Consider the following 12,297-nt stretch of genomic DNA (forward strand, 5'->3'; position numbering starts at 1 on the left):
GGCCTGAAGCGGACGTTCAAGGCATTCCGCAGTGCGGAGCAAAGGCCGCAGGCCGCCGCGCCATCGGCGGGCCGTCCCGCGGCCTGCCGATACCTCTGGTGGCACGCCAAGCCTTGAAAGTCGGGATATGCCGCCTGCATAAAGTGAACTTCACTGGCGTCGGATCGGCAGACCCCGGCCCGCCGACAGCGCGGGCTTTATCCATGTGCCAACGTCTGCTTCAGACCAAAACCAGTCAATGCGCGCCGTGATTGATCAATTCTTCGGCGGCTGGCGCTGTTTTCGTGTTCCCCCCCTCGACCTTTTGTCGGGGTTTGTTACAGTGGCGCATTACTGCAACAGGACACGCAATGCGCAGACCAGTCGTCGGGATCATTGGCAATTCCTATCTGATCAATGATCAATACCCCGCCCATGCCGGTGGCACCATGAATTCGGAAGCTGTGGCGCAGGTCTCGGGGTGTTTGCCGCTTCTTGTCCCCTCGGACCCGCAGCTTGTCAGTGTTGGGGAATTGCTGGACGTGTGCGACGGGTTTTTGCTGACCGGCGGGCGGCCCAATGTCCACCCCGAAGAATATGGCGAAGACCCGACCCCCGCCCATGGCGATTTTGACCGCGCGCGCGATGCGATTGCCCTGCCGCTGGTGCGCGCCTGTGTCGAACGGGGCCAGCCGTTTTTGGGTGTATGCCGCGGCTTTCAGGAAGTGAATGTGGCCATGGGCGGCACGCTGTATCCCGAAATCCGCGATTTGCCGGGCCGCATGAACCACCGCATGCCCCCTGACGGCACGCTGGCCGAAAAATTCGCCCTGCGCCATAAGGTGCGGTTTTCTGATGGCGGCGTGTTTCACCGCCTGATGGGCGCGCAAGAGGTGATGACAAACACCTTGCACGGGCAAGGGATCAAGACGCCGGGCACACGCGTGGTGATTGACGGGCACGCCCCAGATGGCACCCCCGAGGCGATTTATATTGACGGCGCGCGCGGCTTCACCTTGTCGGTGCAATGGCACCCCGAATGGCAGGCCGGCGCAGACCCTGTTTCGCGCCCCTTGTTCGAAGGGTTTGGCGATGCGGTGCGCGCATGGGCAGACGGGCGCAGGGCATGGCCGCGCAGCGCGTAGGGGGGCGGTTTACTGCCGTGTCATGTGTCCATGCTTAAGTTGGTTGTGGGCGGGAGTGGCCTGAAGGGGACATCGGGAATGCCCCAAGGCGCGGAGCAAAGGCCGAAGGCCGCCGCGCCATCGGCGGGCCGTCCCGCGGCCTGCCGATGCCCTGAAGATGCGCCAAGCGATTGAATTCAGGAATATTCCGCTTGGATAAAGTGCATTCCTAAAATGTCGGATCGGCAGACCCCGGCCCGCCGACAGCGCGGGCTACATCCAACTGTGAAGGACAGCTTCAGGCCAGAAATGCTTTGCCGGTAGCCTTCCGATCCGCGCCGCCCGTCAGATGGTGATAACGCGGGTGCCGTTTGGCACACGCTCGAACAGGTCGATTACGTCATGGTTGACCATACGAATACAGCCTGACGACACATATTGCCCGATCAGCCACCATTCGGGCGTGCCATGAATGCGGTAGCCCTGATCGCGCCCGTCAGTCATAAGATACAGCGCGCGTGCCCCCAGCGGGTTTTGCGGCCCGCCCGCCATGCCCCCGGCGAATCGCGACAGCGACGGGTCACGCCCTATCATGCTTGGCGTGGGGGTCCATGTGGGCCACTGCGCGCGGCGATAAATTGTGCCGGTGCCGCGCCAGGTGAACCCCTCGCGCCCGACGGCAATGCCATAGCGCAGCGCATGCCCGTCGGGCAGCACCAGAAACAGCTTGCGTTCCGGGTTGTCGATCACAAGTGTTCCCGGCGAAAAGCGGGTGGGGTAGGGCACCACATCGCGGTGAAATTCGGGCGGCAGAATGCTCATGCCGGTGGCGCGCAGCATATGGGGGCCATCGGGGCGCGCCTCATAGCTGATGGGGCCAATGCCATAGCGTTCCGCCACCGGCGAGAGGGGCTGTGCGCGCGTTGTGGCAATGACGCGACCATCGTCGGTCATGCGCGGGCTGGCCGCCGGTGGGGTGGATGTGGTGGTGGTCTGGCATGCGCCTAGCGCCAGTGCGGATGCCGCTGCGCCCGTGGTGACAAAGCCGCGTCTGGATATCAAGTTCATTGTGCAACCTGTTGTGGTTGCCTGTATTTTGCCTGCCTCTGGCATAGTGATAGGCGCGTGGTCCTGCTGCGTCCAGTGCGCTGCGCGTCTTGTCATACCATCGGAGGGTCTGCAGGGGCGCAGTGTTGCCGATGCGCCACCCCGTGGCATGCGCCAGCGTAGGGGTGCGGGCGCGCACGCGCCCTGTCATTCCCTTGTAACAAGGCCCCCCGAAGCTGCGCGCGCGTGCGTTGCCTTATCTGGGCAGGTTCGCGGCTGTGCGTGCAAGCGCGGTGATTCCGGCCCAGTCGCCCGCATCCATCAGGGCCTTTGGCGCAACCCAACTGCCGCCCACACAGGCAACATTGGGCAATTTCAGGTAGTCGGGGGCCAAAGCAGGCGTAATGCTGCCGGTCGGGCAGAATGTGACCTGCGGCAATGGCCCGCCAATGGATTTCAGCGCCCCCGCGCCCCCGATGGATTCGGCAGGGAAGAACTTCTGGACAGTGTAGCCTTGTTCCAACAGGGCCATCACCTCGGAACAGGTTTGTGCGCCGGGCAAAAGGGCCATATCCGTGATGCGTGCAGCGTCAATCAGCGCAGGCGTGGACCCGGGCGCAACGGCGAAAATGGCCCCTGCCGCGCGCGCCGCGTCCATTTGTGCAGGCGTCAGCACAGTGCCCGCGCCCAACACTGCCCCGTCCACTTCGGCCATTTGCGCAATGGCGTCCAGCGCGCATTCGGTGCGCAGCGTCACTTCCAGAACCGGCAGTCCCCCTGCAACCAGCGCTTCCGCCAGTGGGCGGGCATGGGCCAGATCATGGATGACCAGAACCGGAATGACAGGGGCCATCCGGCACAGTTTCAGGGCGCGGTCGCTTTGTTCAGTGGGGGTCATGGGGCGGCTCCTGCAGGGACAAAAAAGGGGTGGTTGCGCTAACGGCAATAGCGCGAAGCGCGCCCTCGCGCAAGGCTGGGGTGGCGTGGGATGGGCGGGGGGGGGCTGCGCCTTTTGGGGTGGGTTTGGGCGCAAGGGGGTATTGAGGCATCGACAAATCCCACGCACACAGCACGCTGCGGGACGGCCCGCCGAGTGCGCGGCGGCCTGCGGCCTTGACTCTGCACTGGGGGGTGCCTTCAATGTCCCCTTCAGGCCCGAAACCCGCTGCCCTACCCGCCTGTATGGCTCATGTGGCGGGTCATCTGCCCGTCCACCTTCTGGCGGGAATAGTCGAAATCATGGCCCTTGGGCTTATGCGCAATGGCATTGCGGATGGCCTGTTCCAAAAGCGCATCATCGGCACTGGCGCGCAGGGGCGCGCGCAGGTCGGCCATGTCTTCCTGTCCAAGGCACATGTATAATTCCCCTGTGCAGGTCAGGCGCACACGGTTGCAGCTTTCGCAGAAATTATGCGTCAGCGGTGTGATGAAGCCTATTTTCTGGCCGCTCTCCTCCAGCCGGACATAACGCGCAGGCCCGCCCGAGCGTTCGGCCAGATCGGTCAGGGTGAAGCGTTCTGCCAACCGCGCGCGCAGGTCTGACAGGGGCCAGTATTGGTCCAGCCGGTCCTCATTGCCCAGATCGCCCATGGGCATCACCTCAATGAAGGTCAGGTCCATGTCGCGGCGGCCACACCAGTCGACCATCTGGAACAACTCATCCTCATTAAAGCCCTTCAGCGCGACTGCATTGATTTTCACGCGCAGCCCGGCATTTTGCGCGGCATCAATCCCGTCCAGCACCTGCGGCAGGCGGCCCCAGCGGGTGATGTCGGCGAATTTCTTCTCATCCAGCGTGTCCAGTGAAATATTGACCCGCCGCACCCCGCAATCAGCCAGGTCCTGCGCATAGCGGCGCAACTGGCTTCCATTGGTTGTCAGCGTCAGTTCGCGCAGGGTGCCTGCCTCCAGATGGTGCGTCATGCGCTGAAAGAAGGTCATGATCCCCTTGCGCACCAAAGGTTCGCCCCCTGTGATGCGCAGCTTTTCCACGCCCAGCCGGATGAAGGTTGAACACATGCGGTCCAGTTCTTCCAGCGTCAGCAGTTCCTTCTTGGGCAGGAAGGTCATGTTTTCAGCCATGCAATAGACACAGCGAAAGTCGCACCTGTCCGTGACCGAGACACGCAGATACGAAATGGGGCGGGCGAACGGATCGATAAGTGGAGCTGTCATAGCGTGAAGGTAACCATCACCGATGCGTGCGGCAAGCGTGAAGATGATTGTTCTTATAAGGCTTTGGCATTAATCTTGGACATATGAAACATGTCACACCCCCGCTGATCCTTCTGTTGCCTGTGCTGGTGTTGGCCGCATGTGGGCAAGTGCCCATTCCTTTCGGGAACCGCGCGGCGGATGAGGCGGGCGAACCGCTGGCCGTGGCGCAGCCCGCTGATGCGCAGACCCCCCGCCCCATGACGCGCCCTGATGCGGACGCAACCGATGGGCCTGCAATCCAACCTGTTGCGGCAGGGCAGGGTCTGGGCGACACATTGGCCAGCCTTGGCGCGCCCACCGAACCGGGCCTTTGGCTGCGCACCGGGTTGGTCACGCAAGTGACACCGGGGCAGGTGACCGCGCCGGGGGGCGCAAGCGTGCAGGTCGAGCTGCGCCCGTCGGGCGCAGCAGCAGGCGCAGGCAGCCAGTTGTCGCTGGAGGGGTTCCGCGCGTTGGGGGTGCCGCTGACCCAATTGGTGCGCCTGCAAGTGCGCATGCGCTAAGGCTTACGCTTTGGCCTTGCCCTGCGGGGCCGACACCCCTATGACACGCGCCCATGCGAATAGTGTTTCTGGGCGATGTAATGGGACGGGCAGGGCGCGCAGCGGTAGCCGCGCTATTGCCGGTCATGCGCCGTGACTGGCGGCTGGATTTTGCCGTGGTGAATGGCGAAAACGCAACCGGCGGCATGGGGCTGACGCCCGAACACGCAAAATCCCTGCTGGAGGCGGGCGCCGATGTCATCACATTGGGCGATCATGCCTTTGACCAGAAAACCATGCGCGAATTTTGCGCGCAGGAGCCGCGCATCATAAGGCCACTGAATATTGCCAAATCCGGTGCGCCGGGCGCGGGCGCGCGGGTGTTTGATGCGCCGGGCGGGCGGCGGGTGCTGGTGGCGCAGGCGTTGGGGCAGGTGTTCATGAAGCACCCCTATAGCGACCCGTTTTCCGCAATTGATCCGGTGCTGCGCGCCCATCCGCGCGGCGGCATGGTGCAGGCCGCGATTGTGGATATCCACTGCGAGGCCACATCTGAAAAGGCCGCGATGGGGCTGTGGTGCGACGGGCGCGCCAGCCTTGTGGTGGGCACGCATACCCATATTCCCACAGCCGATGCACAGATTCTGGCAGGCGGCACAGCGTTTCAGTCCGATGCGGGCATGTGCGGGGATTATGATTCTGTCATCGGCATGCAAAAAGATGAACCCATGCGCCGTTTCATTACGGGCATGCCGCGCGCACGGTTTGAACCTGCGACAGGGGCGGTCACCGTGTCGGGGGTTTATATTGAGACGGATGACCGCACAGGGCAGGCCACACGCATTGACATGGTGCGCATTGGCGGGCGGTTGCCGCAGGCGGGCCCTGCGCCGCTGGACCTGCCGGGCGCGTCTGGCTGATGTGGCCGGTGGCGTGGTGCTTATGGCGTATGGGCGCGGCTTGACATCGTTAAAGCGTGTTGCGCAAAAGCGGGAACCGGTTTTGCGCAACATGCTCCAGGCCGGGAGATTTGGCCTGAAGCTGCCCTTCGCCTTTGGACTAAGCCCGCGCACTCGGTGGGCCGGGGTCTGCCGATCCGGCGTTTTAGGGGGGGCACTTTATGCAGGCGGCATATTCCTGACATCAAGCGCTTGGCGCGCCTTCAGGGCATCGGCAGGCCGCGGGACGGCCCGCCGATGGCGCGGCGGGCTGCGCCCTTGATTCCGCGCCTTGGGTGACTGTTTCAGGCCAGCCCCCGCCCCCCGGCCCCGCGCAGGTGCCTATCGGTCCTGCCCCCTGCGAGTGCACGGAAATGCGGCTGTCTGACCGCGTTGACGGTCTTGCCCCCCTGCGGATCGCGCGCACGGGCTTGCATTGACGCAGGCGAAACGCAATAAGTCGGGGAAAAGCCCGACCAGAAGGGCCGGGGGCTTTCGGGGGGTAGAATGCTGGGCTTGGAACTGGGCCAGACTGCGCAGGCCATTATTGCCTTGAGTATCGTTGTAGGCATGTTCATTGCCTTCATGAAAGAAATATATCCTGTGGAAGTGACCGCCATAGGCGGCGCGGTCGCGATGCTGATCTTGGGCATTCTGCCGCGCGATGCGGCTTTTGCGGCGCTGTCCAATCACGCCCCATGGACCATTGGCGCGCTGTTCATCATTGTGGGCGCGCTGGTGCGCACCGGCGCGCTGGACTGGATAACGCAACTGGCCATCAGGCATGTCAAAACGGCCCCGGTCCTTACCTTGTCGGCGCTGACGCTGACAGTTCTGGGCCTGTCGGCTTTTGTGAACAATACGCCCATTGTGGTTGTCATGATCCCCGTGTTCATCACTTTGGCCAAGACGCTGAAAACCACATCTTCCAAGTTGTTGATTCCCCTAAGTTACCTGTCCATCATGGGCGGCACGCTGACCTTGATTGGCACATCCACCAACCTGTTGGTGGACGGGGTGGCACGCGCCAATGGGCTGGCCCCGTTTTCCGTGTTCGAGATTACCAAACTGGGTGCCATCATGGCCGTGGTGGGGGTGGCCTATCTGGTGCTGGTGGGCCGTCACCTGCTGCCCGAACGCAGTTCCATGAGCGACATCATGACCGAACGCGGGCGCACCAAGTTTTTTACCGAAGTGGCGATTCCCGAAACCTCGGGGTTGATTGGGCGCAAAATCGGTGATGTGGACCTGTTCAAGCGTGAAGGGGCACGGGTAATTGACGTGTTGCGCGGCGATGCCTCGTTGCGGTGGGACATGGGCGCGGTGGTCTTGCAGGCGGGCGACCGTGTGGTGTTGCGCACCCAGATTTCCGAAGTGCTGGGCCTGAAGGCCAACAAGGACGTGGCGCAGGTTGAAGAAGCCCGCGAAACCCGAACCCCGACTGATGACACCCCCGATCTGCGCGATGTGGACCGTCTGTCATCAGTGCAGACCACCACAGTCGAAGTGTTGATTCCCCCCGATTGCAAGATGGTGGGCCGCGCGCTGGGGGGAATGCGGTTGCGCAGGCGTTATGGGGTCTATCCGCTGGCCGTGCACCGCAGAAACCAGAATATTGGCACGAATTTCGAAAATCTGGTGGTGCGTGTGGGGGATACGCTGCTGCTGGAAGGCACGCCCGAAGACATCCAGCGGCTGGCGCAGGACATGAATCTGGGGGATATCACGCTGACATCCGAACGCGCCTACCGGCGCGGGCATGCGCCCATCGTCATTGCCACCTTGATGGCGATTGTCATTTTCTCGGCGTTGAATCTGGCCCCGATTTCGCTGATGGCCTTCGCGGGCGTGGCGGTGGTGTTGCTGACGCGCTGCATTGACGCGGATGAGGCATTTGGCTTCATTGACGGGCGCTTGCTGGCGCTGGTGTTTTCCATGCTGGCCGTGGGGGCGGGGCTGGAAGCGTCAGGCGCAGTGTCGCTGATTGTGGGCAGCGTGGCCCCTTTGCTGGCCGGTTTGCCGCCCTTCTTGCTGATTTTGTGTGTCTATTTGCTGACGATAACCCTGACTGAACTGGTCACCAACAATGCAGTTGCCGTTGTGCTGACCCCTATTGTCATAGGTCTGGGACTGGCCATTGGCGTTGACCCGCGCCCGCTGGTTGTGGCGGTGATGATTGGCGCGTCGGCGGCATTTGCAACGCCAATAGGCTATCAGACCAACACCCTGATTTATGGGCCGGGGGGGTATAAATTCACTGATTTCATGCGGGTGGGGATACCGATGCATTGTGTGATGGCGCCGACAGCGGCGTTTTTCATCCCGCTTTTCTGGCCGCTATAGCTGTGCTGCGCCCCTTGGAAAGAATGCGCCCCACGCCGTAGCGTGGGGCGCAAAACACTTTAGTCCAGCAAGCGCCGCGCGATGACCTGCGCCTGAATTTCGCCTGCCCCTTCAAAGATGTTCAGAATCCGCGCATCGCACAGAATGCGGCTGATCTGGTATTCCAGCGCAAAACCATTGCCGCCGTGAATTTGCAGTGCGTTATCGGCCGCGGCCCATGCCACGCGCGCGCCCAGCAATTTGGCCATGCCCGCTTCCAGATCGCAGCGCCGTTCGGCGTCTTTCTCGCGGGCGCTGAAATAGGTCAGTTGCCGCGCAATCATGATTTCTACGGCCATCATGGCCAGTTTGGACGCCACGCGCGGGAATTCGATCAGGGATTTGCCGAATTGTTTGCGGTCCTGCGCATATTGCAGGGCCACTTCCAGCGCGTTCTGGGCCACCCCAATGGCGCGCGCGGCCGTCTGAATGCGCGCCGATTCGAAGGTTTGCATCAATTGCTTGAAGCCTTGCCCTTCGACCCCGCCCAGCAGGTTTTCGCCCTTCACCTTGAACCCGTCAAAGGCCAGTTCATATTCCTTCATGCCGCGGTAGCCCAGCACCTCAATCTCGCCGCCGGTCATGCCGGGGGTGGGGAAGGGGTGGTCATCTGTGCCCGGTTCCTTTTCGGCCAGAAACATGGACAGGCCGCGATAATCCTGCGTGTCGGGAATGGTGCGCGCCAGAACGGTCATGACATGGGTGCGCGCGGCATGGGTGATCCATGTCTTGTTGCCGGTGATTTCCCAATCATCCCCCGACTTGACCGCGCGGGTGCGCAATGCGCCAAGGTCGGACCCGGTATTGGGTTCGGTGAAAACAGCGGTGGGCAGGATTTCCCCTGACGCCAGTTTGGGCAGCCAGTCTTCCTTTTGCTGCTGCGTGCCGCCGCACAGAATAAGTTCGGCGGCAATTTCTGTGCGGGTGCCAAGACTACCAACCCCAATGTAGCCGCGCGACAATTCCTCGGACACAACCACCATTGCGGCCTTGGGCATGCCCAGCCCGCCGAATTCTTCGGGGATGGTCAGGCCGAAAACACCCATCTCGGCCAATTGCTCGATCACGGCCATCGGGATCAGTTCGTCCTTCAGGTGCCAGTCATGGGCATGGGGGGTGACCTGTTCTTCGGCGTAGCGGCGGAACTGGTCGCGGATCATTTCAAGGTCTTCGTCCAGCCCGGTTGCCCCGAATGTCGCGCGGCCATGGTTCTGGCGCATCAGCGCCACCAACCGCATGCGCGCGCCGTCGCTATTGCCTTGTGCGCGCAGCAACGCCGCAGCGCCGCTGTCCAGATCGACATGCACCCCCAGATCCGACAGGCGCGCAACTTCGCCCTGCGTCATCGCAATCCCGCCAGCGATCTGGTTAAGGTATTCGCCAAACCCGATCTGGTGGATCAGGCGTTCCATTTCCCCGAATTGACCATCCGCCTGCAGCCGTTCGGCCCAGCCCTGCATCTGGCGCAGGCTTTCAACATAGGTGGCCAGCCAAGCCAGCCCATGGGCCGCGTATTGGTCCGCGTCCAGCAAGGCGGGATCAATCTTGCCCGCCGGGGCAACCCGCGCGCGCATGGCATCCTTTGCCTGTGCCAATGCGTCCTGCACAGGGTCCAGCGCGGCCTGTGTCAGCGAAAGCAGATCATCAAGCAATATCGAGGGCATGGTTTGTCCATCATGCGGCATGGGTCACTCCGGTCAATTGGGGTCGCGTATTTCGCATATGCAGCATGACATAGAAGGTTCAATAGCCGTGCGCAAGAAAAATTCAAAATAATGGCCAATAACTTTCTTATTCTGTCGCGCCTGGCTGGCGGGTTTGGCCGGCGCGCATCTGTGCGAAACCGCGCATGAATCGGGGTGCAGCCGCCGGGAATCCGGCCTATCTTGCGCGCAACATTGCCAACCCCAAGGAGTGCGGAATGCTGGAGCTTTTGACTGCGGGCCTGTCCTTGTCCGCCTTTTTTGTAGCCATAGGGATTTCGCTGTTTGCCGGACTGGTCAAGGGCGCGTTGGGGTTTGCCATGCCGATGGTCATGATTTCGGGCTTCAGTTCCATCATGCCTGTGGAACTGGCGCTTGCGGGGCTGGCCTTGCCTACGCTTGTCACCAATATAAGCCAGGCGTTCCGGCAGGGCAGCGGGGCGGCCTTCGCTTCGGTCAGGGTGTATTGGCGTATGTTGCTGGCGCTGGTGGTGCTGCTGCTGATCAGCGCGCAATTGCTGAGCTTCCTGCCGTCCGCACTGCTGCTGGCCATTCTGGGCGGGCCTATCGTGGCCTTTGGGGTGCTGCAACTGATGAATATTCCCCTGCGCGTGCGGGTGGACCGGCGCAGGCGTGCAGAATGGATAAGCGGGGCCATTGGCGGGCTATATGGCGGGGTGTCGGGGGTGTGGGGGCCACCGGTGATGATGTATCTTATTTCCGTAGATACCGCCAAGCGCGATATGGTGCGGGTGCTGGGGGTTGTGTTTCTTGTGGGGGCGATTGCGCTGATTGTGGGGCACAGCGCGTCCGGGGTTCTGAATGCGCAATCAGTCTGGTTTTCCGCTGCCATGGTGGTGCCGGGCATGATCGGGCTGTGGCTGGGGTATTTCATTCAGGACCGGCTGAACGCAGACAGGTTCCGGCGCTGGACATTGATCATGCTGGTGGTCACAGGGCTGAACCTGTTGCGACAGGCTGCGGGCCTGTAGCGCGGGGGTATTTCGCAGTTGGTTGCACGCTTGGCCGCCCATCACGCAACAAGGTCAATCGCGCGCATGGTCAGCCAGGCAAGAATCGTATAACGGCCAGTTTTCGCAATCGCCACAAGGATGGTGAATTGCCATAAGGGTGTGCGCATGATGCCCGCAACCAGTGTGAACCACCCCAGAACAGGTGCCCAGCTTAGCAGCAAGGACCATACGCCGTAGCGCGCAAACCAGCGTTGCGCGCGTTCCAGTTGCGCGGGCCGTGCCGGAAACCAGCGCCTGTCCCGATACTGTTCCACCCGCGCGCCAATCGCATAATTCACGAAAGCCCCCAGCGTGTTGCCCAATGATGCCACCACCACCAGCGTGGCAACGGTCGTCAGGTTTGCTGCCTGCAGCGCAATGAAGACTGCTTCTGACTGGAAGGGTATGATCGTCGCAGCCAGAAACGCGGCTGCAAACAGACCCAGAAGCGCAAGACTTAGCGTTACCATTCCCGAAGCCCGTTTTTTCATGTTTCCCGCCGCCCAATAGCGCCTTGCGCGCAACTGCGCCAGTTCACAATGACATCACCTTGATGTGCGGAACCGTGACCGGCCGGGTGGGTTACACTGTCAGGGTAAGTCAATTACCTGCGACACAGGTGCCGCCACTGGCACCACGCATATAAATGAATGAGGTAAGACCCATGATCAGGACCTTCGCAACCGCAGCGGTATCGGCCAGCCTTCTGGCGGTCCCCGCCTTCGCGCAGAACGTATCGAAAACCGGTGCCCCGACAAGTGAACCCGCCATCACCCAGCCCGCGCCGACCATGGCGCCCCCTGCGCCCCGCTTCAGCTGGACGGGTGGATATGCTGGTGCGCAACTGGGCTATGGCCAGATGAACCTGAACAACGCGCCCAACCAAAGCGGCGGCACTGCCGGGCTGTTTGCGGGCTACCGTATGGATATGGGCCAGGCCGTTCTGGGGGTCGAAGGGGTTGTGACACCGACAACGCCGGGCAGTTCCAGCCTGCCGGGTGGTGACAGCCTTCGCGGCAGCGCGTCAGTGCTGCTGTCGGCAGGTGTGCCCCTTGGGGCGGACCAGCGGACATTGGCCTATGTGAATGCAGGCCCCACATTCCTGCGTTCGGGCGGGGGGGGCGTGTCTTCCGACACATCGACCGGTGGCACCGTGGGCGTGGGCCTTGACTACATGCTCAATGACAACACGATGCTGCGCACCGGCGTGTCCTATTCATCAGTCAACTCGGTTGGTGTTTCAGATACGCGCGTGCGCACCACCACGGCGAATGTGGGGGTCGGCTTCAAGTTCTAAATAGCTGGGCGGGATAAGTCTGAGCGTATGCAAGGGGCCTGCGCCATGCAGGCCCCTTTTTGTGTTTGCTCAGGCGGGGTCATCGTGCCCCAGCGCGGGGGCGGGGCGGGTGAAG

General features: G+C 62.1%; 12 protein-coding genes. 7 read left to right on the top strand and 5 right to left on the bottom strand.

What is annotated here, in order from left to right; translation table 11 throughout:
* Together ACTZWY_RS18875 and ACTZWY_RS18880 are read left to right on the top strand one after the other, a co-directional pair.
* Window positions 1–251 (top strand): hypothetical protein (locus ACTZWY_RS18875; protein WP_444792259.1); only part of this gene is annotated, 251 nt, incomplete at its 5' end.
* 99 nt (window positions 252–350) lie between these two features.
* The gene (locus ACTZWY_RS18880) at window positions 351–1,124 is read left to right on the top strand and encodes a gamma-glutamyl-gamma-aminobutyrate hydrolase family protein (protein ID WP_444792260.1); all 774 of its coding nucleotides are present in this window, start codon (window positions 351–353) and stop codon (window positions 1,122–1,124) included.
* A 324-nt stretch (window positions 1,125–1,448) separates the two neighbouring features.
* On the opposite strand, the gene ACTZWY_RS18885 is transcribed toward ACTZWY_RS18880, so the two are convergent.
* The 3 genes from ACTZWY_RS18885 to moaA all read right to left on the bottom strand — a co-directional run bounded on the left by ACTZWY_RS18885 (window position 1,449) and on the right by moaA (window position 4,325).
* Entirely contained in the window at window positions 1,449–2,171 is a 723-nt protein-coding gene (locus ACTZWY_RS18885) for a L,D-transpeptidase (protein WP_444792261.1), read from the bottom strand.
* A gap of 235 nt (window positions 2,172–2,406) precedes the next feature.
* A complete protein-coding gene (gene eda / locus ACTZWY_RS18890; RefSeq protein WP_444792262.1) occupies window positions 2,407–3,048 on the bottom strand; it encodes a bifunctional 4-hydroxy-2-oxoglutarate aldolase/2-dehydro-3-deoxy-phosphogluconate aldolase in 642 nt (213 codons plus the stop codon).
* 272 nt (window positions 3,049–3,320) lie between these two features.
* Window positions 3,321–4,325 (bottom strand): GTP 3',8-cyclase MoaA, encoded by a 1,005-nt coding sequence (moaA, locus tag ACTZWY_RS18895; RefSeq protein WP_444792263.1) that lies wholly within the window; start codon window positions 4,323–4,325, stop codon window positions 3,321–3,323.
* An 83-nt stretch (window positions 4,326–4,408) separates the two neighbouring features.
* On the opposite strand from moaA, the gene ACTZWY_RS18900 reads away from it, so the two are divergent.
* The 3 genes from ACTZWY_RS18900 to ACTZWY_RS18910 all read left to right on the top strand — a co-directional run bounded on the left by ACTZWY_RS18900 (window position 4,409) and on the right by ACTZWY_RS18910 (window position 8,130).
* Window positions 4,409–4,870, top strand: coding sequence for a D-galactarate dehydratase (locus ACTZWY_RS18900; protein ID WP_444792264.1), 462 nt, complete (start codon window positions 4,409–4,411; stop codon window positions 4,868–4,870).
* Between the two features lie 53 nt (window positions 4,871–4,923).
* Window positions 4,924–5,769, top strand: a complete 846-nt coding sequence (locus ACTZWY_RS18905; RefSeq protein ID WP_444792265.1) for a TIGR00282 family metallophosphoesterase — start codon at window positions 4,924–4,926, stop codon at window positions 5,767–5,769.
* 525 nt (window positions 5,770–6,294) lie between these two features.
* Window positions 6,295–8,130: an SLC13 family permease gene (locus ACTZWY_RS18910; protein ID WP_444792266.1), complete on the top strand. Its 1,836-nt coding sequence runs from the start codon at window positions 6,295–6,297 to the stop codon at window positions 8,128–8,130.
* Between the two features lie 59 nt (window positions 8,131–8,189).
* On the opposite strand, the gene ACTZWY_RS18915 is transcribed toward ACTZWY_RS18910, so the two are convergent.
* On the bottom strand, window positions 8,190–9,854 hold the full coding sequence (locus ACTZWY_RS18915) for an acyl-CoA dehydrogenase family protein (RefSeq protein ID WP_444792267.1): 1,665 nt from the start codon (window positions 9,852–9,854) through the stop codon (window positions 8,190–8,192).
* A gap of 236 nt (window positions 9,855–10,090) precedes the next feature.
* Here ACTZWY_RS18915 and ACTZWY_RS18920 point away from each other — a divergent pair, with 236 nt between their 5' ends.
* Complete coding sequence (locus ACTZWY_RS18920; protein WP_444792268.1) at window positions 10,091–10,864, top strand: sulfite exporter TauE/SafE family protein; 774 nt, start codon at window positions 10,091–10,093, stop codon at window positions 10,862–10,864.
* Between the two features lie 41 nt (window positions 10,865–10,905).
* Here the strand turns inward: ACTZWY_RS18920 and ACTZWY_RS18925 are convergent, their stop codons facing one another.
* On the bottom strand, window positions 10,906–11,376 hold the full coding sequence (locus ACTZWY_RS18925) for a YqaA family protein (RefSeq protein WP_444792269.1): 471 nt from the start codon (window positions 11,374–11,376) through the stop codon (window positions 10,906–10,908).
* A 173-nt stretch (window positions 11,377–11,549) separates the two neighbouring features.
* On the opposite strand from ACTZWY_RS18925, the gene ACTZWY_RS18930 reads away from it, so the two are divergent.
* Window positions 11,550–12,182: an outer membrane protein gene (locus ACTZWY_RS18930; RefSeq protein ID WP_444792270.1), complete on the top strand. Its 633-nt coding sequence runs from the start codon at window positions 11,550–11,552 to the stop codon at window positions 12,180–12,182.
* The last annotated feature ends 115 nt before the right edge of the window (window positions 12,183–12,297 follow it).

The organism is Roseinatronobacter sp. NSM, assembly GCF_052379845.1.
GTDB lineage: Bacteria > Pseudomonadota > Alphaproteobacteria > Rhodobacterales > Rhodobacteraceae > Roseinatronobacter.